The following is a 22,571-nucleotide window of genomic DNA, read 5'->3' as shown; positions in this document are numbered from 1 at the left end:
CGCCGCGGTGGGGCCGGCGCGCGCCGGCCCCACCACGCACGCAGAGCGGATGAGCATGACCACCACTGACGCCGGGCCCCGCGCCCGGTCCGCCGGCCGGCTGCTGGACTGGCGGCTCCTCGTCGGGGCCGCCGTCGTCGGCCTGCTCCTCCTCGCCTCCCTCTTCACCGGCGTCTACGACGTCACCGGTGCGCCGGACGGGACGCAGATGTTCGCCATCACCCGTGTCCCGCGGACGATCGCCCTCGTCCTCGCCGGCGCGGCGATGGCCATGTCCGGGCTCGTCATGCAGCTGCTCACGCAGAACCGGTTCGTCGAGCCGACGACGACCGGCACCACCGAGTGGGCGGGCCTCGGCCTCCTCGCCGTCACCCTCCTCGTCCCCGGCGCGAGCATCGCCGCGCGCATGGGCGGGGCCATCGTCGCGGCGTTCATCGGCACGGTGCTCTTCTTCCTCGTCCTGCGCCGGGTGTCGCTGCGCTCCTCGCTCATCGTGCCGATCGTCGGGATCATGCTCGGCGCCGTCGTCGGCTCGGTGTCGACGTTCGTCGCGCTGCAGACCGACATGCTGCAGAACCTCGGCGTGTGGTTCGCCGGGAGCTTCACCTCGGTGCTGCGCGGGCAGTACGAGCCGCTGTGGATCGTCGCGGTGGTGGTCGTCGTCGTCTTCGTCGTCGCGGACCGGTTCACCGTCGCCGGGCTCGGCAAGGAGATCGCGACCAACGTCGGCCTCGACTACAACAAGGTCATCCTCCTCGGCACCGGCCTCATCGCCGTCGCCACCGGCGTCGTGACCGTCGTCGTCGGGAACCTGCCCTTCCTCGGCCTCATCGTCCCCAACATCGTCTCGCTCATCCGGGGGGACGACCTGCGCAGCAACCTGCCGTGGGTCTGCCTGCTCGGCATCGGCATCGTCGCGGCCTGCGACCTCGTCGGACGGACCATCATCATGCCCTTCGAAGTTCCGGTGTCCCTCATCCTCGGCGTCGTCGGCGCAGCCGTCTTCGTCGTCCTCGTCCTGCGGCAGCGACGCCGTGGTTAGCCTCATGCCCGCCCGGACCGCCGCCCCCGTCCCGGTCCCGGCCGTCCCCGCTCGGCGCCGCAGCTCGGGCCCGCTGCCGACCGCCCGTTCCCGGCGCCGGTACTGGCTCGTCGTCGCCGGGCTCGCCGGCCTCGCCCTCACCCTCGCCGTCGGCCTCGTCTGGTGGGACAACCCGATGCCCGCCGGCTCGGACGGCTTCTGGCGCATCGCCCAGCTACGGATGAAGAACGTCCTCGTCATGGCGATCGTCGCCTTCAGCCAGGCGATCGCCACGGTGAGCTTCCAGACGGTGACGAACAACCGGATCATCACGCCCTCGATCATGGGCTTCGAGTCCCTGTACATGGCGGTGCAGACGGCGGCGGTGTACTTCCTCGGCGCCGCGGGCGTCGTCGCCCTCACCGGCGTGCCCCAGTTCCTCCTCCAGGTCGGGCTCATGGTCGGCCTCGCGGTCGCCCTCTACAGCTGGCTGCTGTCGGGCAAGCACGCCAACCTCCACGTGATGCTCCTCATCGGCATCATCATCGGCGGCGGCCTCGGGTCGGTCTCGACCTTCATGCAGCGCCTGCTCACCCCGAGCGAGTTCGACGTGCTCACCGCCCGGCTCTTCGGCTCGGTCTCCAACGCCGAAGCCGCCTACCTCCCGATCGCGGTCCCCGTCGTCCTCACCGCCGGGACCCTGCTGTGGCTGCGCGCCAGGCGGCTCAACGTCCTCGCCCTCGGACGCGACGCGACGACGGGCCTGGGCCTGAGCCACCGCGCCGAGCTGGTCAAGGTGCTCGTCCTCGTCGCCGTCCTCATGGCCGTGTCCACCGCGCTCGTCGGGCCGATGACGTTCTTCGGGTTCCTCGTCGCGACCCTCGCCTACCAGTTCGCCGACACCCACGACCACCGCCACGTCTTCCCCGTCGCCGTCCTCATCGGCTTCGTCGTCCTCGCCGGCGCGTACTTCGTCATGAACCACGTCTTCTACGCCCAGGGCGTCGTCTCGATCATCATCGAGCTCGTGGGCGGTGTCGTCTTCCTCGTCGTCATCCTGCGAAAGGGCCGCCTGTGATCACCCTGTCCGACGTCCGCAAGGACTACAGCAGCGAGGTCGTCATCGGGCCGGTCGACCTCACCATCCCCACCGGCGGCATCACCGCCCTCATCGGCCCCAACGGCGCCGGGAAGTCGACGCTGCTCACGATGATCGGCCGCCTCCTCGGGCTGGACGCCGGGACCATCGAGATCGCCGGCTACGACATCACGAGCACCGCCTCCAAGGACCTCGCCAAGATCGTGTCGGTGCTGCGCCAGGAGAACCACTTCGTCACCCGGCTCACCGTGCGCCAGCTCGTCGCCTTCGGCCGCTTCCCCTACTCCAAGGGCCGCCTCACCGCCGCCGACGAGGAGCTCGTCAGCCAGGCGATCGACTTCCTCGAGCTCGGCGACCTCGAGGACCGCTACCTCGACCAGCTCTCCGGTGGGCAGCGCCAGCGCGCCTACGTCGCCATGGTGCTGTGCCAGGACACCGAGTTCGTCCTCCTCGACGAGCCGCTCAACAACCTCGACATGCGCCACTCGGTCCAGATGATGCAGCACCTGCGCCGCGCCGCTGCCGAGCTGGGACGCACGATCGTCGTCGTCCTCCACGACATCAACTTCGCCAGCCACTACGCCGACCACATCTGCGCCGTCAAGGACGGGAAGATCGCGGAGTTCGGGACGTGCGAGTCGATCATGGACGACGACGTCCTCACCAGGGTCTTCGACACCCCGGTCCGGGTCATCCCCGGCCCGAACGGGCCGCTCGCCGTCTACTACTGAGGGCTCGCCGCGCGGAAGTCGGCTCTCGCAAGTCGGCTCTCGCGCGCAAGTCGGCTCTCGCGAGGTCATCACCGTGCCCGGCGGCGAGCTGGGCCGCGGCCGCGACGACCTCTGAGCGCCACCGCGCGTGAGACCGCCGGGCGCGGGCGCGGTGTCACCCGCGCTCGGCCGTCTCACCCGCGGTCGGCCCCGGGGCGTGAGGCCGGAGGCGTCAGGCGCGGCGGCGCGGCGGTGGGCGGGGAGGACAGGGTGGGGACCCGTCGAGCCGCGTCTTGGGGGGTGAGACGGGGTGGTTGACACGCGGAACGGGGCGCGACTAGCGTCTGCGCCAGGTTCAGAGCACCAGTGCGCGCCTCGAGCGCGCTAAGCCCCGGCTTGCTGGTCGGCAACCCGCCACGTGCGGTGGGTGCCCCGGGTGATGACCTGGCCCCGCGACGAGCGCGGGGCAACGCGGCGCACCGACAGGTGCCGAGCACGAAGGAAGTACGGCGATGACCACGCACCAGAGCCCCCGGCCGATCACCAGCCGAAGCGGCGCCTCGATGTGCATGTGGGCTCGCCCCTGTATGTCCGCCTGAGACATACCCGCGATGCCTCGGCCCCGAGCCGGCGCATCACCCCTGGGCCAGCCCCGGCCGCCGGCGAGTGACACGCCGCGCGCCGGACCCGGCGGCCCAGCCCACTTCCTTCGGGCGCGTCACACGCGCCGCGAGCCGAAACGGTGACCCGTCATGTCCACTGCCTTCCTCCCCACCCGCACCACCGAGACCACCTCGACCACGGCGACCATCGCCCTCGACCTCTCCGGCCTCGGCGCCCCCGCCCACGACCGCGGCGCGGCCGCCGGGCTGCCCGCCGAGCAGGCCAACCTCGTGCGCCTCGCCTCCTACGCCCGTGCCGCGCACAAGGGCGGGGTCTCCTTCGTCACGCTCGGTGAGGACTTCCGCCTCCGGGCCGACGCCTCGCCGCGCGCCAACGCCTGGCTCGACCCCGTGATCGCCGCCCGCCGCATCAGCCCCAGCGCCGGCGGCACCGGGCTCGTCCCCAGCGTGCAGCTGGGCCGGGCGGACGCCGCCGTCGCCGCCGAGCTCGCCCAGTTCAACCGCAAGAGCGGCTCCTGGGCCGGCCTGCAGGTCTCCCGTGGGCGGGACGAGCGCGTCAGCGCGCTGCCGCAGCTCGGTGACCTGCTCGAGGACCTCATCCGCACCGCCGAGGCCCGCTCGAGCCAGCGGCCGACCGTCGTCCTGCCGCTGGAGCAGGAGGCCGAGCTGCCGGCCGTGGCCGAGCTCGCCGACGTCGTCCGGCTGCGCGAGGCGGACCTCGGGTGGGCGCGCGAGCTGCGTTTCGCCGTGCGCTCAGCGGCCCGGGCCGCAGGACGCCCGCCCGTCCGCGTCCTCGTCGACCTGCGCACCGTCATCGCAGCCGACTACGAGTCCGCCCGGGCGCGGGCCGACCTCCTCAGCGACATCGCCGGGGGCACCGGCTCCTGGGAGGGCGCGCTCGAGGCCGTCGGTACCGTCGGCGACGTCGTCACGACGATCGAGAAGTGGCTCGAGGCCGGCGCGGCGGACGGGTTCGTCGTCCTGCCCGGCTCGATCCCCGCGGACGTCACCCGCCTCATCCGGGGTGTCATCCCGGCGCTGCAGGCCCGGGGTCTCGTCGCGACGTCCGGCGCCGAGGTCGGGCGCGTCCGGGACTGAGACGGCCGCGGGGTCTCGGGCGGCGCGGACCCCGCCTCACCCCTCGTGGCAGGATGGGGGCGCGGGCCCGTCCCGCCCGCGCCCGAGCCTGCGTGAGGAGTGCGATGGTCACCGAGGAGCCCCCGACCGGGAGCGTCGTCGTCGGTACCGACGGGTCGGCGAACGCCGAGCTCGCCGTCGACTGGGCGGCCCGCGAGGCCGCACGCCGCTCCGCCGGCCTCCACATCGTCTACGCCTTCCCGTGGGTGACCCACGCGCACGCCTGGGACTTCGCGCCTCCGCCCGAGGTGACCGAGACCGGCGAGCGCATCGTGTCGGCCGTCGTCGAGCGGGTGCTCGAGTCCCACCCCGGACTCGAGGTCACCCGAGATGTGCTCGTCGAGTCCCCGGCGGAGGCGCTCGTCGAGGCGTCACGACGCGCGGTGGTCGTCGTCGTCGGCTCCGGCGGGCTGGGGGAGTCCGACGACGCGCTCATGGGGTCCGTCGCCCAGAAGGTCGCGGCCCACGCCGCCTGCGCCGTCGTCGTCGTGCGCGACGTGCCGCCCGGCGGGGACACGGCGCCCGTCGTCGTGGGCATGGACCCGGAGGAGGGGGCACCCGAGGCGATGGAGTACGCCTTCGAGGAGGCGGCCCGGCGCGGGACCGACCTCGTCGTCGTCCAGGCGAGCCAGGACGACCACGCCCTCCTCGAGGACATCCCCGTCCTCGGCGACCACTACCGCGAGGTGGCGCGACTGCACGCCGAGCACACCGCCGAGCGGCTCCAGACCTGGCGACGGCGCTTCCCCCACGTTCCCGCGGAGCTGCGCCTGGTCCACGAGCGACCGGTACGCGCCCTCGTCCACGCGGCGGCCGAGGCGAGCATCGTCGTCGTCGGCAGCCGGGGACGCGGTGGGCTCGCCGGCCTCCTCCTCGGCTCGGTGAGCCGGGGCGTGGCGAACCGGGCCCCGGTCGTCGCGGTCGTCCGTACCCGCCACGACGCCCACTGACCGTGGTCGCCGTCCTCACCGACTCCACCGCCTCCCTGCCCGGGAGCACCGCGGACGCGCTGGGGATCCGGGTCGTGCCGCTGCGCGTGCAGGTCGAGGGTGCCGACCGTCCCGACGACGCCGCGAGCCGGGAGGTGCTGGCCGCCCACCTGCGCGCCGGCGGGACGGCGACCACCTCCCAGCCCAGCCGTGCCGACCTCGCCGCGGCCATGGACGCCGCCCTCGACGACGGTGCGGGGGCGGTCGTCTGCCTCCACCTGTCCGCCGAGCTGTCCGGGACCGTCGACGCCGCCAGGGCGGCGGCGCAGGAGGTCACCGCCCGGCGCGGAGCGCCCGTGCACGTCGTCGACACCCGCACCGTGGCCGGGGGCACAGGGCTCGCCGCGGTCGCCGCCGCCGAACGGGCCGCCGCCGGCGCCGACGCCGCGCGCGTCCTCGCCGCCGCCCGCGAGGTCGCGGCCCGGTCCCACGTCCTGTTCATGGTGCCCGACCTCCACCACCTCGCCCGGGGCGGGCGGATCGGCCCCGCGCGCACCTACCTCGGCTCGGCGCTCGGGGTGCACCCGATCCTCACCCTGCGCGGCGGGCGCCTGGCAGTGGCCGAGACGGTGCGCGGCGGGGCACGCACCCGGCGTCGCCTCGTCGAGCTCGCCGTGCGGGCGGCGGGCGGACCCCGCGCGGCCACCCCGCGCGGCGACGGGGGCCCCGTCCGGGTGGCCGTCCACCACTTCGCCGCCGCCGAGGCCGCGGACGAGCTCGCCGGGGCGCTCGAGGAGCGCCTGGCGGAGACCGGGGCCGAGGTCGCGGGCGTGCTGCGCAGCGAGGTGACCGCCGTCATCGGGGCGCACACCGGGCCGGGCGTGCTCGGCGTCGCGCTGGCCCCTGGGTAGCCTGGGCGACCGGCCGCAGGCGGCGCGGCTGCTCCCCAGCGCGACGTCGCGGCCGCCTCCTCCCCGCTCGCCTCGAGGCGTGACCCGGGGGTGAGCGGGCCCTCCTACGGTCGGCCCATGCGTGCGACGCGGCGGGCCGGACCCGACTCCGCGGCCCGGCTCAGGGCCCTCACCCGCCGGGCCTACACGGCCACGGCCGGCCATCTCGACCTCGAGGAGGCCGGGCGCGAGTTCGACCGGATCGTCCACCCGCCGGCCGACGCCGGTGGCCACCGCGGGCCCCCGCGCCGCCGGTGGGCCGTCTCGGGCCGGGCGGTCCTCGTCGTCCTCCTCACGGTGGCGCTGCTCACCGGGGTCGTCCTCGCGCGGTCGGTCGTCCGCGGGCCGAGCGACGCCCTCCCGGTGCCGCAGCTGACGGCGACGGCCCCGGCCGGCGACCCGACACCACCGGTCGCGACACCACCCACCACCGGTCCACCCGACGCCGCGCCGGCCCCGGCGCCGACCGTGGGTGCCCCGGCGACGCCCGCGCCCGTCGTCGTCCACGTCGCGGGGGCGGTCGTCGAGGCCGGGCTGCGCACCCTGCCCGCGGGCGCGCGGGTGGGGGACGCCGTCACCGCCGCGGGGGGCGCGCTGCCCGACGCCGAGCTCGCGGCCGTCAACCTCGCCCGCCCGCTCCTCGACGGGGAGCAGGTCTATGTCCCGCGGGTCGGCGAGGCGCCGCCCGGGGCGCCCGACGCGACCGGCGGTCCACCCGGGCCGGCCGGCACCGCGGAGGGGGTGGCCCCGGCCGAGGCGGTGGTGGACCTCAACACGGCCGACCTCGCCGCGCTCGACACGCTGCCCGGCGTCGGCCCGGCGATCGCCCAGCGGATCCTCGACTGGCGGGGCGCCAACGGGTCCTTCCACTCGGTCGACGAGCTCCTCGAGGTCCCGGGCATCGGCCCGGCCACCCTCGAGCGGCTGCGCCCCAAGGTCCGGGTGTGACGCTCGACCTGCGGCTCCTGCCCGCCGCGCTCGCCGCCTGGGCGGCGGCCTTTACCGGCGTCCTCCTCCCGCCCCTCGTCTCGGCCGGGGCCGCGGCCGTGCTCCTCGCGGGCGCGGCGCGTGCGGCGTGGTCGCTGCGGGGCGGCCGAGGGAAGGGAGGCGCCCGCGCCGGGAGGGCGCCGTCGCGCGGACGCGCGGGCCGCGGACTGCCGGCCCGCGGACGGCACCGCGACCGTGCCGGTCCCACGCCGCAGGCGACCGCCGCCCTCGCGCTCGCCGTCGGTGCCCTCGTCCTCCTCTCGGGCGCGGCGCAGGTCCACGCCCGGGCGGGAGAGCTGCTCGACCGGCTGCTCGACGCCGGTGCGGTCGTCACCGTGCGCGGGCAGGTCACCGGGGACCCCGACGTCCTGCCGGTCACGCCCGAGCGCGGCGGCGGGGAGCGGGTGCGGGTACCCGTGCGCGCCGACCTCGTCGAGGGCCGCGGACTCGCCGCCCGCGCCCGGGCACCGCTGCTCGTCCTCGCCCCGCCCGCGTGGAGCGGCGTCGAGCTCGGCAGCCGCGTCCACGCCACCGGGCGCCTCGTCCGGACCGACGCCGGGGACGACGTCGTCGCGCTCCTCGTCGTCCACGACCCGCCCGAGGTCCTCGCCCCGCAGCCCGCCCACCAGCGGCTGGCCGGGCGGATGAGGGCCGGGCTCGTCACCGCCGTCGCCGACGCCTCGCCCCAGGCCCGAGGGCTCGTCCCGGGGATCGCCGTCGGCGACGACTCGCGCCTGCCCGCGGACCTCGACGCCGCGATGCGGACCGTCTCCCTCACCCACGTCACGGCGGTGTCCGGCGCCCACGTCGCCATCGTCCTCGGCGCCGTCCTCGCGGTGCTCGCCTGGGCACCCCGGTGGGTGCGCGCTGCGGTCGGGGGACTCGTGCTCGTGTGCTTCGTCGTCCTCGTGCGTCCCGAGGCGAGCGTGCTGCGCTCGGCGACGATGGGCGGCGTCGCGCTCGCCGCGCTCCTGCTCGGGCGGCCCGCCCGCGCGCTGCCCGCGCTGTGCTCGGCCGTCGTCGTCCTCCTCCTGCTCGACCCCTGGCTCGCCCGCTCCTACGGCTTCGTCCTCTCGGTGCTCGCGACCGCCGGGCTCGTCCTCCTCTCCGGCCCGTGGGCGGCGGCGCTCGCCACCCGGATGCCGCGCACCCTCGCGCACGTCCTCGCCGTCCCGGCCGCCGCGCAGGTGTGCTGCGCCCCCGTCGTCATCCTCCTCGAACCGGTCGTCGCCACCTACGCCGTGCCCGCCAACGTCCTCGCCGCTCCCGCCGTCCCACCGGCCACGGTGCTCGGCGTGCTCGCCACCGTCGTCTCACCCTGGCTGCCCGGGCTCACCGGCCCGCTGGCGACCGCCGCGGGGTGGTCCACCGCGTGGATCGCCCACGTCGCGCTGTGGTGGGCCGCGCTGCCCGGCGCGCGCCTGCCGTGGGTCGCCGGCCCGGCGGGCGCCGCGCTGCTCGCCGCCCTCACCCTCGCCGGCCTCCTCCTCGCGCGGCGCGGGCCGCGCACCCGGGCGGTGGGGGCGGGCGTCGCCGTGCTGGTCGTCGTCCTCGCACTCGTGCCCGGACCACGCCGGGCGGTCGGTGGGCTCCTCGCGGGGGTGCCGGAGGACTGGGTCGCCGCGCAGTGCGACGTCGGTCAGGGCAGCGGGTTCGTCCTGCGGACCGGCGCGCGGTCCGCCGTCGTCGTCGACGTCGGGCCGGCCGGGGACGCGGCGGCCGCCTGCCTCGCGGACCTCGGGGTGCGCGAGGTGGACCTCCTCGTCCTCACCCACCTGCACGCCGACCACGTCGGTGGCCTGGAGGACGTGCTGCGCGGCGTCGTCGTCCACGAGGCGCTCCTGTCCCCGCACGGCGCCCCGGCCGACGCGGAGCGGCGCGTGCTCGCTGCGCTCGCCGAGGAGGGAGCCGCCGTCGACCGGCCGGGGGCGGGGGAGACGGGGGAGGTGGGGCCGGTCGCGTGGCGCGCGCTGTGGCCGACGGCGCGGGCGGTCGACCTCGCCGCACCGGGTGACGACTCGTCGGCCAACGACCTCTCCCTCGTCCTGCACCTCGAGGCACCGGGGCTCAGCGTCCTCGCCCTCGGCGACCTCGAGCCCGACGGCCAGCGCGGGCTGCTCCGCGAGGCGGCCGGTGACCTGGGGCAGGTCGACGTCGTCCTCGTCCCGCACCACGGCTCACCCGCTCAGCTGCCGGCGCTCGCCGAGGAGGTCGCCGCCCGCCTCGCGCTGGTGAGCGTCGGCCGCGACAACACCTTCGGCCACCCCTCGCCGCAGACCCTGGAGCTCTACGGGCGGCGCGGCGCGCTCGTGCTGCGCACCGACGAGTGCGGCGCGGTCGTCCTCGCGGGGTCGGGTGAGGAGCTGGTGGCCCAGTGCTGAGGAAGAACTGTGCTGAGGACGTCAGCGCTGAGGGAAGCCGAACGTCATGACCGGCGGAACCGGGCCGGCCGCGAGGGCCGCCAGGACGAGCCGCTCGTGGGGGACGACCGGTCCGGGCAGGGTGTCCAGGGCGTCGAGCGGCACCCAGCGCAGGTCGCTCGCCTTCGTCTCGCGCAGCGCGGGCTCGCCGTCCCAGCGGCGGCAGGCGAGGAAGAAGTCGACCCGCTCGTCGATCGCGCGCCCGGTGCCACCGGTGCGGTGGAGCGTGGTGAGCGGGAGGAGGTCGGCGGGGGAGACCTCGAGGCCGAGCTCCTCGCGGGCCTCGCGGACCGCGGCCTCCAGGACGCTCTCCCCGGCCTCGACGTGCCCGGCCGCGCCGCACGCCCAGTGGTCGTCCATGTAGCCGGTGCCGCTGCGGAGCTGGAGGAGGACCTCCTCGCCGCCCGCGCCCTCCCGCAGCAGCACGAGGTAGGCGGCGGGCACCACCCGGTACCGGTCGACCGGCCCGGTGCCCGACGGGTCGCTCACCGCCGCCCCCGGCTGGTGACGATGCGTAGGACGGCGCGCTCGACGGCGAACACCGGGTCGCGGCTCAGGCCCTTGACCTCGGCGTCGGCGGCGGCGACGGCGGTGATCGCCCGCGCCAGGCCCTCCGGGGTCCAGCCCGCGAGCTCACGCCGCGCCTGGTCCACCTGCCACGGGGCCAGCCCGAGGCCACCGGCCCCGCCGCGCCCGGACATGGCCTCGACCTTGGCCATCGTGCGCAGCTTGACGGCGAGGGCGGCGACCAGGACGACCGGGTTGGCGCCGGTCTCGACCGCGTGGCGCAGGAGGGTGATCGCCAGGCCGGCGTTGCCCGAGATCGCGGCGTCGGCGACCTTGAAGCCCGTCGCCTCGACGCGCCCGCCGTGGTAGCGCTCGACGACCTCGGCGGTGACCCGGCCGGTGGTGTCGGCGACGAGCTGGGCGCACGCCGCGGCGAGCTCGCGCAGGTCCGAGCCGACGGCCTGGACGAGGGCCTGGACGGCCTGCTGGTCGACCTGCCGCTGCGCCCGGCGGAACTCCGCCGCGACGAACGCCGTCTTGTCCGCGTCCCGCTTGAGCGGCTCGCACACGACGACGGGGTGCCCGGCCTTGGTCACGGCGTCGAGGAGGCGCTTGCCGCGCACGCCGCCGCCGTGCTGGAGGACGAGCCAGACGTCCTCCGCCGGCGCGCGGAGGTAGGTGATCGTGTCCTCGACGAGCGCCTCGGTGCAGCTCTCCACCCCGGAGACGACGATGCAGCGCGCCTCCCCGAACAGCGACGGGCTGGCGAGCATCTCCAGGCGCCCGGACTCGTACCCCGCGGCGTCGAGCCGGCTGATCTCGGTGCCCGGGTCGGCCTCCTGGGCCTGGGCGACGATCCGGGCGACGGCCCGGTCGCTCAGCAGCCCCTCCCCACCGCGGACGAGCACGACGGGGGCGAGCGGTGCCTCCTCCCAGCTCAGTCCGGAGGGGGCGCTGCGACGGGTCTTCGGGGGCACCCCCCAAGCCTGCCACGGACCGCGGACACCTCCGGCCCGCCGCCCACACCCACGGGCGAGATCACCCCTCGGCGCGGGTGAGCAGCACCGCCTGGTCGTCGGCCTCGCGGCCCTGCGGACGCCGGACGAGCCGGCAGGTCTCCCGCAGACCCGCCCCGGCGAGCCAGGCCGCGACGTCGTCGGGGGCGAACAGGTGCCGCTCGAGGACGACGTCGTGCCCCACCCGTCGGTAGGCGGGGGCGAGGTCCCGCGAGCCGGTGCCCGCCTGGAACGCGACGACGACGCTCCCGCCGGGCCGCAGCACCCGCCTCACCTCGGCGAGGACCTCCGGCTGGCCGGCGGGCGGGGTGTGGATCGTGGAGTACCAGAGGACGACGCCGCCGAACGTCGCGTCGGCGAACGGCAGGTCGGTGAGGGCGGCGACGTCGAACGTGAGGTCGGGATGGTCGCGGCGCGCCCGCTCCACCATGCCGGGGGACAGGTCCACCCCGTGCACCCGGCAGCCGCGAGCGGCGAGGTAGCGGCTCATCCGCCCGGCCCCGCACCCGGCGTCGAGGACCGGTCCGGCGACCTCGCGGGCGAAGGCGTCGAGCACGGCGAGGTCGAGGGCGGACTCGGCGCGAGTGTCGGGCAGCAGCGCGGCGTAGTCCTCGGCCAGTGCGTCGTAGGCCTGGCGGACGGAGTCGAGGGTCACGGGGGCATCGTGCCAGCCCTCGGGTGCCCAGAACCTGCCACCAAGTCCTCCGGGCGTGCCCGGGAAGGCGCTCGCCGTCGGCGTGTCGCCGGCGTGTCCGTCACTTGGTGGCAGATTCCGCGCGAGGAGGCGCCGGTTCAGGTGCGGAGCCGTCCGCCCCGCAGGGAGACGATGGCGATCGCGACGAGGGCGAGCAGCGTGCCTGCCACCGTGCCCGCCGAGACGCCGGCGTCGGAGACCGGGGCGAGCACGTCGAGGGCGAGCGAGGCGAGGAGCTGCCCGGCGATCGACCCGAGCCCGAGCACGAGCACACCCGTGTGCGGGACGAGCGCGGCCGACCCGGCGATGAAGACGATGCCGTAGAGCCCGCCGGTGTACAGCCACCACTCCGAGGGCCACGTGGCGGGCAGGTCGAGCCCGCGGACGAGCGCGGTGAGGAGCAGCGCGACCGTGCCCGCGACGAAGTTGACGACGGTCGCGGCGAGCGGGGACCCGGCCACCGTCCCGGTCCGGGCGTTGGCTGCGTACTGGAAGCCGGTGAGGAGCCCGGCGAGCAGGGGGAGCAGCGCCGGGACGAGGAGCTCGAGCCACGGGCGGCCCGCGGTGAGGGAGGAGGACGCGGACAGCCCGACGGCGATGAGGACGACGACGGCACCGACCACGCGCGTGGCTGTCGGGCGGCGGCGCACCGGCTGGCCGAAGCCGATCGCGTCGGTGAGGAGCCCGCCGAGCGTCTGGCCCGCGACGACGGCGACGGTGAAGACCGCGACCCCGACGACCGCGACCACCGCCGACTGCGACAGCACGAGGAAGGCGCCGATGGTCCCGGCGAGCAGGTACCCCGGCGGCAGCTCGCGCCGCCGCACGGCCCCGGGCAGACGCGCGACCCCGCGCCGCACCTTGGGCAGGGCGAGCGCGAGGAGCGTCATGACGACGAGCCCACCGCCGAAGCTCAGGAGCGCGCCGAGGACGGCGTCGCCGAGCTGTCCGCCCAGCTCACCGTTGATGCGGGACTGGAGCGGGATGACGGCCCCGATGAGCGCGGCGAGCAACGCCGCGAGCCACAGCGGCAGCGGGGCCCGGCGGGGCGTCGAACCGGGCATCGAACTCCTCGGGCTGGCAGGGCTGGCGGGGCGCCGGGGCGGGCGGCGGTATGGCGGCGGCGGGAGGGCGCCCGGGACGGCGGGTGCCCTGTGGCCCGACGTCGAGGTCGCACGCTCCGAGGTCCGCCGAGTCCGGCGACCGCTGATCGAAACGTGCGACCTCGGCGGACGTGAGGGGCGGCGTCCGCCTTCTGCATGCACGACGGCGCCGCACCCCATGAGGGGGCGCGGCGCCGTCGTTCCGGGAGGGCCGGGTCCTAGGGGACCGGGTCTCAGAGACCCGCGACCTGCTTGGCCAGCTTCGACTTGCGCTGAGCGGCCTGGTTGGCGTGGATGACGCCCTTGCTCACGGCCTTGTCGAGCTTGCGGCCGGCGGTCTGGAGCGCAGTCGTCGCGGTCTCCTTGTCGCCGGCGTTGATCGCCTCACGCACACGACGCACGTGCGTCTTGAGCTCGGACTTCACGGCCTTGTTGCGCAGACGCGCCTTCTCGTTGGTGAGGATGCGCTTCTTCTGGGACTTGATGTTCGCCACTGGTGGTACTTCTCCTACGTCTCGCCAAGAACGGATGGGTCGGTGAGGGCTGTGCGTGCTGCCGGGACTGGGGCGTGGGGATACCCGTGGTCGGCTGCGCGCCGGCCCCCGCACGACCTGGCGGAGGCTCAGCGAAAAACTCTACCAGGCCCGAGCGGGGAGCGTCCGGAGCAGTTGTGTGGCGCCCGTCATCCTCGGGCGCTGCCGGAGCGTTCTCGCGCACCATCGTCCTCCTCGGCGAGCAGCGGGTCCACCGGCACGGGCTCCTGGCCGGGCTCGAGCTCGGGGACCACGACGAACTCGTCGTTGTCGTAGGCGTCGTCCTCGGTGCGGCGCGCCGCCTCCTCCGGCGGCAGCACGCGGCGCCAGCGCAGCGCCCGCAGCGGCGGGCTCTCCCCGGCGTCCTCCCGCAGCGCCGCGAGGATCGTGTAGATCATCACGTAGCCGATGACGAAGAACGGCAGCCCGACGACGATGATCACCTGCTGCAGGGCGGCGAGCCCGCCCTCGCCGGTCGCGGCGAGCATCGTCGCGGCGACGGCGCCCATGGCCACGGTCCAGAACACCCGCTGTCGGGCGGGCGCCGGCTCCTCGTAGCCGTTGCTCATCATGTCCATGACGAGGCCGGCGGAGTCGACGGACGTCGTGAAGAAGATGACGACGAGGACGATGGCGAGGATCTGCATCGTCGTCGTGAACGGGTAGCTCTCGAGGAAGGTGAACAGCGCCGTGGCGACGTCCCCCTGTCCGACGACGGGGTCGACGAGCGTGCCCGGGGCGTCGTTCTCGATGGCGAAGGACGACCAGCCGAACGCGCCGAACCACACGACGGAGAAGAGGACCGGCGCGGCGAGCACGCCGCTGACGAACTGACGGATCGTGCGGCCCTTGGAGATCTTGGCGATGAAGATGCCGGTGAAGGGCGACCAGGAGATCGTCCACGCCCAGTAGAAGACGGTCCACGAGCTCTGCCAGCCGGAGTCGTTGACGGTGTCGTTCCAGAACGAGAGCTGGGGCAGGGCCGAGGCGTACACGCCGACGGACTCGATGGTGCCCTTGAGGACGAAGAGGGTCGGCCCGGTGGCGATGACGAAGGCGAGCAGGCCCACGGCCATGACGATGTTGAGGTTGGACAGCCTCTTGATGCCCTTCTCCAGGCCCACGCTCACCGAGATGACGGCGATCACCGAGACCGCGACGATGATCGCCACCTGGACGAGCCGGCCCTCCTCCAGCCCCCACAGGGAGTTGAGGCCGCTGTTGATCTGCAGGGTGCCCAGGCCGACCGAGACGCCGACGCCGAAGATCGTCCCGACGATGGCGACGACGTCGATCGCGGCGCCGACCGGCCCGTGGATCCGCTCCCCGAGGATCGGCTGGAAGATCGAGCTCACCCGCGGGGGGAGGTTGCGGCGGTACATGAAGTAGGCGAAGCCGAGGGCGGGCAGCGCGAAGATCGCCCAGGTGTGCAGGCCGAAGTGGTAGAGCGTGAAGGCGATCGCCTGCCGGGCGGCGTCGGCCGACTCGCCTGGGACGTCCTGCATGGGCGGGTTGGCGTAGTGGTTGATCGGCTCGGCGACGCCCCAGAACATGAGGATCGAGCCGATGCCGGCGGCGAAGAGCATGGCGAACCAGGTGGGGCCGGAGTGCTCGGGCCGCGTGTCCCCGAGGCGGACGCGGCCGAAGCGGCTCACCGCGAGGTAGAGGAGGAAGACGAGGAAGAGCGTGACGCCGAGGACGTAGAACCAGCCGAGGTTCGTCATGATCCAGCCGGAGGCGGCCGCGAAGGCGGCGTCGACCTGCTCGGTGAACAGGATCGTTCCGACGACGAAGAGGAGCGCGAGCAGCGCTGCTCCGAAGAAGATCCGTGGGCTGGTCCGTAGGCCGAGCGCGTCGTGGAGCCGGTCGAGCCAGGGCATGTCTGTGTTCTTGTCGGTCCGGGACATTCGCCAGACCGTAGCGAGGGGTGAGGGGAGTCGCACCCGCTGGCGGGGTCACCCGCCGGTGACCGGTGCGCCGTAGGCTTGGAGCATGACGGGCAACAGCGACGCCATGAACCGCACGGTCGCCGACATCGTGCGTCTCGTGCGACGTCCGGGCCGTCTCCTGCTCACCGGGGCCGCGGTTCCCGTGGGCGTCTTCGCCCTCCTCGCGCTGCTCCTGGGCCTGGAGGCCGAGCGCTGGACGGGCTGGCTGCCGCTCGTCCTGGCCGGGGTGCTCGCGGTGCCCGTCGTCGTCCTCGCGGTGCGCCGCCGGCGGCTGCAGCGCGTGACCGAGGGCCTGGCCGACCGCCCGGTGACGATCCCGGGCAGCGGCGTCGTCGTCGTGGTCGAGGGGCGCACCCAGGGGCCGGCCGACGAGACCCTCGCCGCGTGGGGCGAGGCCGCGGCGGAGGGCCGGGTGCGCACCGCCCGCTGGCTCCCCAGGGTGGAGGCCGCCCAGCGCGCGGCGGTCCGGGCCGCGGGCGGCACCGTCAACGCGCCCTACCTCAAGGACGACCTGCGGGTGACGCTCGTCGCCTTCCTCGGCACCGTGGCGGCCATCCCGCTCGGCGTGCTCGGGGCGTTCGCCAGCGCCTTCGCCCTCCTCCTGCGCTGAGCGCCCCGCCGCGGGCCGGGGAGATTCTCGCGCCCCTGCTCGGCGTGGGACGATAGGGAGCAGTGTGTCCTCGCGCGGCCGGTGGCCGTCCGTCGTCGTCCCTCAAGGAACGTGAGTGTCCCCGATTCCCAGCCCCAAGCTGACCGCCGCGATCGCCCCCGGGGCGACCGCCCCCGAGCTGCTGCGCAACTTCTGCATCATCGCCCACATCGACCACGGCAAGTCGACGCTGGCCGACCGCATGCTCCAGCTCACCGGTGTCGTCGACGACCGCGCCATGCGGGCCCAGTACCTCGACCGCATGGACATCGAGCGCGAGCGCGGGATCACGATCAAGTCCCAGGCCGTGCGCATGCCCTGGCAGGTCGGGGACACGGCCTACGCGCTCAACATGATCGACACGCCCGGGCACGTCGACTTCACCTACGAGGTCTCCCGCTCCCTCGCGGCCTGTGAGGGCGCGCTGCTCCTCGTCGACGCCGCCCAGGGGATCGAGGCGCAGACCCTCGCCAACCTCTACCTGGCGATGGAGAACGACCTCACGATCATCCCGGTGCTCAACAAGATCGACCTGCCCGGCGCCCAGCCCGAGCGGTACGCGGACGAGCTCGCCGGCCTCATCGGCGGCGACCCGGAGGACTGCCTGCAGGTCTCGGGCAAGACGGGCGTCGGGGTGACCGCCCTGCTCGACCGCATCGTCAGGGACATCCCGTCCCCGGTCGGTGACCCGGACGCCCCCACGCGGGCGATGATCTTCGACTCGGTCTACGACACCTACCGCGGCGTCGTCACCTACGTGCGCGTCGTCGACGGCGCGATCAAGCCGCGCGAGAAGCTCACGATGATGTCGACCGGCACGAACGTCGACCTCCTCGAGATCGGCGTCAGCTCCCCGGAGCCGCGGCCCACCGACGGGCTCGGCGTGGGTGAGGTGGGCTACCTCATCACCGGCGTCAAGGACGTGCGCCAGTCGCGCGTGGGTGACACGGTGACCAACGCCGCGCGCCCGGCGACCGAGGCGGCCGGTGAGTACCGCGACCCGCAGCCGATGGTCTACTCCGGCCTGTTCCCCGTGGACGGCTCGGACTACCCGGTGCTGCGCGACGCGCTGGACAAGCTCAAGCTCAACGACGCCGCCCTCACCTACGAGCCGGAGACCTCCGTGGCCCTCGGCTTCGGCTTCCGCTGCGGCTACCTCGGGCTGCTCCACCTGGAGATCGTGCGCGAGCGCCTCGAGCGCGAGTTCGACCTCGACCTCATCTCCACCGCCCCGAACGTCGTCTACGGCGTCGTCACCGAGGACGGCAGGCGGACGGAGGTGACCAACCCGAGCGAGTTCCCCGACGGGAAGATCGCCGAGGTCTACGAGCCGGTGGTGCGGGCGACGATCATCACGCCGTCGGAGTTCATCGGCACGGTCATGGAGCTGTGCCAGCAGCGCCGTGGCACCCAGGACGGGATGGACTACCTCTCCCCGGAGCGGGTGGAGATGCGCTACCACCTGCCGCTGGCCGAGATCGTCTTCGACTTCTTCGACCAGCTGAAGTCCCGCACTCGCGGGTACGCGTCCTTCGACTACGACGCCGACGGCGAGCAGTCGGCCGACCTCGTCAAGGTCGACATCCTCCTCCACGGTGAGAAGGTCGACGCGTTCAGCGCGATCGTCCACCGCGACAAGGCCTACGCCTACGGCGTGGAGATGGCCGGCAAGCTGCGCGAGATCATCCCCCGGCAGCAGTTCGAGGTGCCGATCCAGGCGGCCATCGGCGCCCGGATCATCGCCCGCGAGACGATCCGCGCACTGCGCAAGGACATGCTCGCCAAGTGCTACGGCGGTGACATCTCCCGTAAGCGCAAGCTCCTGGAGAAGCAGAAGGAGGGCAAGAAGCGCATGAAGTCGATCGGACGGGTCGAGGTCCCGCCGGAGGCCTTCATCGCCGCCCTGTCCTCCGACGCGCCGACGGGCAAGGACTCCAAGGGCAGGAAGTGAGCCCGGCGCTGCCCGCGGGCGACCCCGTCCCCGCGGACGGGGCGCTGCCCGCCTCCGCCGCCGTGGGGTCCGCGCAGCGGGACCTCGGGGTCTACCTGCACGTGCCGTTCTGCCGGGTGCGCTGCGGGTACTGCGACTTCAACACCTACACGGCCACCGAGCTCGGGGGCGGGGCGAGCCAGGCCGCGTACGCGGACACCGCCCGCCGCGAGATCGACCTGGCCGCCGGCGTGCTCGAGCGGGCCGGGGTGGCGCGCCGCGAGGTGTCGACCGTGTTCGTCGGCGGCGGCACGCCCACCCTGCTGCCCGCCGCCGACCTCGCGGCCTTGCTCGGGCACGTGCGCGCGACGTGGGGCCTGGCCGACGGCGCGGAGGTGACGACGGAGGCGAACCCCGACTCCGTGACGGCCGCCTCGCTCGAGCAGCTCGCCGCCGCCGGGTTCACCCGGGTGTCCTTCGGCATGCAGTCCGCGGTGCCGCACGTCCTGGCCACCCTCGACCGCACCCACGACCCGGCGCGGCTGCCCGACGTCGTGCGCTGGGCACGGGACGCCGGGCTCGACGTGTCGGTCGACCTCATCTACGGCACGCCGGGGGAGTCGCTCGAGGACTGGCGCACCAGCCTGGAGGCCGCCGTCGCCCTCGAGCCGGACCACGTGTCCGCCTACGCGCTGGGCATCGAGCCGGGCACGAGGATGGGCGCCCAGGTGCGCCGCGGCGAGCTGCCCATGCCCGACGACGACGACGCAGCCCTCAAGTACGAGGTCGCCGACGACGTCCTCACCGCCGCCGGGCTGTCCTGGTACGAGGTCTCGAACTTCGCCCGCACGCCGGAGCACGCGTGCCGGCACAACCTCGCCTACTGGCGCGGTGCGGACTGGTGGGGCGTCGGTCCCGGCGCGCACAGCCACGTCGGCGGGGTGCGCTGGTGGAACGTCAAGCACCCGCGGGCCTACGCCCAGCACCTGGAGCAGGGGACGAGCCCGGGGGCCGGGCGCGAGGTGCTCGACGACGCCGCCCGCGAGCTCGAGCGGGTGCTGCTCGGCGTGCGCCTGGCCGAGGGGCTGGAGCTGGAGCCCGGGACCGGCCGGGTCCCCGAGCGGCACCGTGAGGCGGTGGCCGGGCTCATCGCCGAGGGGCTGATCGACATGCCCGCCGCCCGCGCCGGGCGCATCCTGCTCACCCGCCGCGGGCGCCTGCTCGCCGACACCGTGGTGCGGGCGCTCACCGACTGAGGGCGTGGTCGCGCTTCCTCGCGGCAGACGTGGACGTCCTGCCCGAGCGAGGGCGCCGGCCCGTGCGACCGGCCGACGCCGTCGTCCCGGGGGCGGAGGTGTACGCGGCGGAGGTCCGCGAGGAGGTGTGGCCGCTGGCCGAGTCGCTGGGTGTCGTCCGGTGCGTCTCGGACATCACGGCGCTGGCCGACCTCGGTCTCGACGTCATCCTCGACTTCGCCGGTTTCGGTGCGACGACGGCGGGGGCCGTCGACATCGTCCGTCCCGGCGGACGCGTCGTCCAGGTGGGGATGGGGAGGCTCGACGCCGAGATCAACATGAACAACCTCATCGTCAAGGAGGTCGACCTCATCGGCTCCATGGGCGGTGGCGTCGAGGACCTCACCGGCGTCTATGACCTCATGGCGTCCGGCCGGCTGACCCCCAAGACACGGTGATCTCGTTCGACGAGATCGGGGAAGGGCTGGACCGCCTGCGCAAGGGCCAGGTCCAGGGCCGGGCGCGTGGGCGCCCGTGCCCTAAGACGGCGGGGGCGATCACGGGACCGGCGGGCCTTCCGGGCGGCTTCGGGACGATCCCGCCGGAGCCTACGGGCGCCGCACTCAACGTGCAGGGCCGGCCGCGTCCTCGAGGTCGTCCCACACCGGCCCGTAGCCGAGCCGGGCCTGCTCGGCGGCGACCACCCGGCGCGCGAGCTCGCCCTCGGTGACGTCGACGGCGCCGAGCGCGCCCTGCGCGAGGCTCGACTCGCGGGCGTAGGTGTCGAAGACCTGCCGCTTCCCGGCGAGCAGCTCCTCGATGCGCTCGTCGACGCTGTCCTCGGTGAGGAGACGGTGGACCTGCACCGGCCGCACCTGGCCCATCCGGTGCACCCGCCCGACGGCCTGGTCCTCGACGGCCGGCACGAGCTGCGGCTCGGTGATGACGACGACGCTCGCCGCCTGCACGTTGAGCCCCACCCCGCCCGCCGCGATCTGGCTGACGAGCACGGCGCCGGGCTCGCCCGCGGAGAACGCGTCGACGATTTCCTGCCGCTCGGCCGCCGGCACCGAGCCGGTGATCGGACCGTAGGAGCGCACGCCGGGCAGCCGCTCCACCTGCTCGGCGACCCGGGTGACGACGTCGCGGAAGAAGGAGAAGACGACGACGCGCTGGCCGCCGTCGCGCGCCTCCTCGACGATCTCGAGGAGTCGCTCCAGCTTCGCCGAGTCCGCCGGGTCGGGCACGGTGAGGTCGGCACGCCGCATGGCCATGAGGTTCCCGCTCGCCACGGCCTCGCGGTAGCGGTGCTCGGCGGCCGGGGTCAACTGCTCCCACTCGTCGACCACGAGGCGGGGTGGCAGCTCGACGAGCACGTCCTCGAGGTTGCGCCGCAGGTAGACCGGCGCGATGTGCCGGCGGAACGTCTCGGCGTCGAGGAGGCGCAGGTGCGCGGGCAGCGCGGCGACGAGCTCGGGCTGCAGGAGGCCGGTGAGCGAGAGGAGCTCCTCGACGCGGTTGAGCAGCGCCGTGCCGGTGAGGAGGAGCACGCGCGGGCAGGCCTCCGCCCAGGCGGCGACCCCCTGGCTGCGGCGGGCGTGCGGGTTCTTCACGTAGTGCGCCTCGTCGACGACGAGGACGGCGGGCGGCGGCGTCTCGGCGGGGCGGAAGTCCGCTGTCGCGGGGAAGTCCGCTGTCGCGCGGAAGTCCGCTGTCGCGGGGAGGGGGAGGTGGCGGAGGGTCTCGAACGTGGTGACGGCGACGCCGCCCTCGCGGTGCCACGCGGCCAGGGCGGCGTCCCGGCCCGGGCCGTGGACCCGGTGCACCCGCAGGTCGCTGTGCGCGGTGACCTCCCGGCACCAGTTCACGACGACGCTCGCCGGGCACACGACCAGCGCCCGGTCCTCACCGCGCGCGGCCAGGTGCGCCATGACGGCGATCGCCTGCACGGTCTTGCCCAGGCCCATCTCGTCGCCGAGGAGCGTCCGCCCCTGGTTGAGCGCGAACCTCGCCCCGAACGCCTGGTAGCCGCGCAGCCGCACGCGCAGCAGCGAGGTGTCGAGCGGGAAGGCCTCGATCCGCTCGACGAGGTCGGCCGGCAGCGCCCCGTGGCCCACGGCGTTGACGCCGGGCACCACCTCCCCGAGCAGGGCGTAGTACGTCGCGGCGTCGCGCTCGAACGCCTCCCACACGGCGAGCGGGCCGGGTCGTGGCGCGGCGAGGTGGGCGGTGAGGCGCGTGACGACGTCGGGCAGGCCGGTCCGGGCGAGCCACGGCTCCCAGCCGGCCAGGGACGCCAGTGCCCGGCGGGCGCGGTCGCGGGTGCGGGGACGGGACAGGAGCAGGCTCAGGCGGCTGCGCGCGGGTGCGGCCTGGGCCGCCTGGACCGCCACGGTGGAGGCGAAGTCGGCGAGCTCCGTCCGGTGCGGCGTGAGCAGGAGGTCCAGGCCGTGGAGGCGGTGGAGCAGGGCGGCCAGCCCACGCCCGAGCGGGCCGTCCTCACCCGGCTCCACGCGCACCGGGAAGCCGGCGCGCAGCGCCCCGGCGAGACGGTCGGCGGCGGCCACCGCGGCACGTGCCGTGTGCGGCCCCACGCCGGGCAGCGCCTCGAGCCGGGCGGGCCCGGCGTCGAGCACGTCGTGCACCGTCCGCACGCCCGCGTCCTGGAGGGCCTGCAGGCGCAGGTTGCGCTCGGTGGTCTCCCGCAGCCGCTCGACGTCGATCCCGGCGAGCTCGGTCCGCAGCCGTGCGTCGCGGTACGCCTCGACACGCTCCACGACGCCTCGCCGCAGCGCCTCCTCCTCGGCCAGCACGGCCGCGGCGGCCCCGGCGAGCGCGGTGCGCGCGTCGAGCAGTGCCCGGGCCTCGGCCCCGGGCCGGACGGTGGGCGCCACCTACTCGGGGATCTCGGTGACGAAGTCGATGAGCTCCTCCATGCGACCGAGCAGGGCGGGGGACAGGTCCTTGTAGCTCCGCACGGTGCCCAGGATGCGCTTCCACCCGCGGGCGACGTCGCCCTGGTCGGCGTGCGGCCAGCCGAGCGCGGCGAGCGTGCCGACCTTGATGTCCGTGCCGCGCG

20 protein-coding genes and 1 riboswitch are annotated in these 22,571 nt (G+C 74.8%); of the genes, 12 read left to right on the top strand and 8 right to left on the bottom strand.

All coding sequences use genetic code 11. The features are described 5' to 3' along the window. Positions 1-55: 55 nt before the first annotated feature. The 8 genes from FHE66_RS13770 (at position 56) to FHE66_RS13735 (ending at position 9,837) form a co-directional block, all read left to right on the top strand. The gene (locus FHE66_RS13770) at positions 56-1,042 is read left to right on the top strand and encodes an ABC transporter permease (protein WP_139073654.1); all 987 of its coding nucleotides are present in this window, start codon (positions 56-58) and stop codon (positions 1,040-1,042) included. 4 nt (positions 1,043-1,046) lie between these two features. Next, positions 1,047-2,099, top strand: coding sequence for an iron chelate uptake ABC transporter family permease subunit (locus FHE66_RS13765; protein WP_139073550.1), 1,053 nt, complete (start codon positions 1,047-1,049; stop codon positions 2,097-2,099). Next, positions 2,096-2,851, top strand: coding sequence for an ABC transporter ATP-binding protein (locus FHE66_RS13760; protein ID WP_139073549.1), 756 nt, complete (start codon positions 2,096-2,098; stop codon positions 2,849-2,851). Before FHE66_RS13765 ends, FHE66_RS13760 begins: the two co-directional genes overlap by 4 nt. Before the next feature lie 331 nt (positions 2,852-3,182). Next, positions 3,183-3,308, top strand: a riboswitch (SAM riboswitch). Positions 3,309-3,582: 274 nt separating this feature from the next. Continuing rightward, positions 3,583-4,551: a hypothetical protein gene (locus FHE66_RS13755; RefSeq protein WP_139073548.1), complete on the top strand. Its 969-nt coding sequence runs from the start codon at positions 3,583-3,585 to the stop codon at positions 4,549-4,551. A gap of 104 nt (positions 4,552-4,655) precedes the next feature. After that, the gene (locus FHE66_RS13750) at positions 4,656-5,540 is read left to right on the top strand and encodes a universal stress protein (RefSeq protein WP_168202657.1); all 885 of its coding nucleotides are present in this window, start codon (positions 4,656-4,658) and stop codon (positions 5,538-5,540) included. Positions 5,541-5,542: 2 nt separating this feature from the next. Then, positions 5,543-6,430 carry a DegV family protein gene (locus FHE66_RS13745; protein ID WP_255303752.1) on the top strand — a complete coding sequence of 296 codons (888 nt, stop codon included), beginning with the start codon at positions 5,543-5,545 and terminating at the stop codon, positions 6,428-6,430. Positions 6,431-6,547: 117 nt separating this feature from the next. Beyond that, positions 6,548-7,417, top strand: a complete 870-nt coding sequence (locus FHE66_RS13740; protein WP_139073546.1) for a ComEA family DNA-binding protein — start codon at positions 6,548-6,550, stop codon at positions 7,415-7,417. Further along, entirely contained in the window at positions 7,414-9,837 is a 2,424-nt protein-coding gene (locus tag FHE66_RS13735; RefSeq protein WP_139073545.1) for a ComEC/Rec2 family competence protein, read from the top strand. The genes FHE66_RS13740 and FHE66_RS13735 overlap by 4 nt, the downstream gene beginning before the upstream one ends. A gap of 21 nt (positions 9,838-9,858) precedes the next feature. Here FHE66_RS13735 and FHE66_RS13730 read toward each other — a convergent pair whose 3' ends face one another. The 6 genes from FHE66_RS13730 to FHE66_RS13705 all read right to left on the bottom strand — a co-directional run bounded on the left by FHE66_RS13730 (position 9,859) and on the right by FHE66_RS13705 (position 15,609). Beyond that, the gene (locus FHE66_RS13730; protein WP_139073544.1) at positions 9,859-10,365 is read right to left on the bottom strand and encodes an NUDIX domain-containing protein; all 507 of its coding nucleotides are present in this window, start codon (positions 10,363-10,365) and stop codon (positions 9,859-9,861) included. Then, a complete protein-coding gene (gene holA, locus FHE66_RS13725) occupies positions 10,362-11,360 on the bottom strand; it encodes a DNA polymerase III subunit delta (protein WP_230976560.1) in 999 nt (332 codons plus the stop codon). Before holA ends, FHE66_RS13730 begins: the two co-directional genes overlap by 4 nt. Before the next feature lie 61 nt (positions 11,361-11,421). Beyond that, the gene (locus FHE66_RS13720; protein ID WP_139073543.1) at positions 11,422-12,054 is read right to left on the bottom strand and encodes a class I SAM-dependent methyltransferase; all 633 of its coding nucleotides are present in this window, start codon (positions 12,052-12,054) and stop codon (positions 11,422-11,424) included. Between the two features lie 137 nt (positions 12,055-12,191). Next, positions 12,192-13,157, bottom strand: coding sequence for a DMT family transporter (locus FHE66_RS13715; RefSeq protein WP_139073542.1), 966 nt, complete (start codon positions 13,155-13,157; stop codon positions 12,192-12,194). Positions 13,158-13,429: 272 nt separating this feature from the next. Further along, positions 13,430-13,690 (bottom strand): 30S ribosomal protein S20, encoded by a 261-nt coding sequence (rpsT, locus tag FHE66_RS13710; RefSeq protein WP_139073541.1) that lies wholly within the window; start codon positions 13,688-13,690, stop codon positions 13,430-13,432. 188 nt (positions 13,691-13,878) lie between these two features. Next, positions 13,879-15,609, bottom strand: a complete 1,731-nt coding sequence (locus FHE66_RS13705; protein WP_139073540.1) for a BCCT family transporter — start codon at positions 15,607-15,609, stop codon at positions 13,879-13,881. 112 nt (positions 15,610-15,721) lie between these two features. On the opposite strand from FHE66_RS13705, the gene FHE66_RS13700 reads away from it, so the two are divergent. The 4 genes from FHE66_RS13700 (at position 15,722) to FHE66_RS13685 (ending at position 19,950) form a co-directional block, all read left to right on the top strand. After that, entirely contained in the window at positions 15,722-16,288 is a 567-nt protein-coding gene (locus FHE66_RS13700; RefSeq protein ID WP_139073539.1) for a hypothetical protein, read from the top strand. Positions 16,289-16,403: 115 nt separating this feature from the next. Then, a complete protein-coding gene (lepA, locus tag FHE66_RS13695; RefSeq protein ID WP_139073538.1) occupies positions 16,404-18,278 on the top strand; it encodes a translation elongation factor 4 in 1,875 nt (624 codons plus the stop codon). Further along, a complete protein-coding gene (hemW, locus tag FHE66_RS13690; RefSeq protein ID WP_139073537.1) occupies positions 18,275-19,513 on the top strand; it encodes a radical SAM family heme chaperone HemW in 1,239 nt (412 codons plus the stop codon). Before lepA ends, hemW begins: the two co-directional genes overlap by 4 nt. A gap of 62 nt (positions 19,514-19,575) precedes the next feature. Further along, positions 19,576-19,950 (top strand): zinc-binding dehydrogenase, encoded by a 375-nt coding sequence (locus FHE66_RS13685; RefSeq protein WP_176554787.1) that lies wholly within the window; start codon positions 19,576-19,578, stop codon positions 19,948-19,950. Positions 19,951-20,115: 165 nt separating this feature from the next. Here FHE66_RS13685 and FHE66_RS13680 read toward each other — a convergent pair whose 3' ends face one another. Beyond that, entirely contained in the window at positions 20,116-22,386 is a 2,271-nt protein-coding gene (locus FHE66_RS13680; protein ID WP_139073535.1) for a DEAD/DEAH box helicase, read from the bottom strand. Continuing rightward, positions 22,387-22,571 (bottom strand): DUF3097 family protein (locus FHE66_RS13675; RefSeq protein ID WP_139073534.1); only part of this gene is annotated, 185 nt, incomplete at its 5' end.

The sequence above is a fragment of the Georgenia sp. 311 genome, from assembly GCF_006151955.1.
GTDB lineage: Bacteria > Actinomycetota > Actinomycetes > Actinomycetales > Actinomycetaceae > Oceanitalea > Oceanitalea wutianyii.
Note: the sequence above shows the minus strand (reverse complement) of the source record. Positions and strands in the feature narration are given on the sequence as shown.

Coding starts and splice junctions, on each gene's coding strand:
- FHE66_RS13770 (WP_139073654.1), top strand. CDS start 56: ATGACCACCACTGACGCCGGGCCCCGCGCCCGGTCCGCCGGCCGGCTG.
- FHE66_RS13705 (WP_139073540.1), bottom strand. CDS start 15,609: ATGCCCTGGCTCGACCGGCTCCACGACGCGCTCGGCCTACGGACCAGC.
- FHE66_RS13700 (WP_139073539.1), top strand. CDS start 15,722: ATGACGGGCAACAGCGACGCCATGAACCGCACGGTCGCCGACATCGTG.
- FHE66_RS13750 (WP_168202657.1), top strand. CDS start 4,656: ATGGTCACCGAGGAGCCCCCGACCGGGAGCGTCGTCGTCGGTACCGAC.
- FHE66_RS13715 (WP_139073542.1), bottom strand. CDS start 13,157: ATGCCCGGTTCGACGCCCCGCCGGGCCCCGCTGCCGCTGTGGCTCGCG.
- FHE66_RS13765 (WP_139073550.1), top strand. CDS start 1,047: ATGCCCGCCCGGACCGCCGCCCCCGTCCCGGTCCCGGCCGTCCCCGCT.
- FHE66_RS13755 (WP_139073548.1), top strand. CDS start 3,583: ATGTCCACTGCCTTCCTCCCCACCCGCACCACCGAGACCACCTCGACC.
- FHE66_RS13740 (WP_139073546.1), top strand. CDS start 6,548: ATGCGTGCGACGCGGCGGGCCGGACCCGACTCCGCGGCCCGGCTCAGG.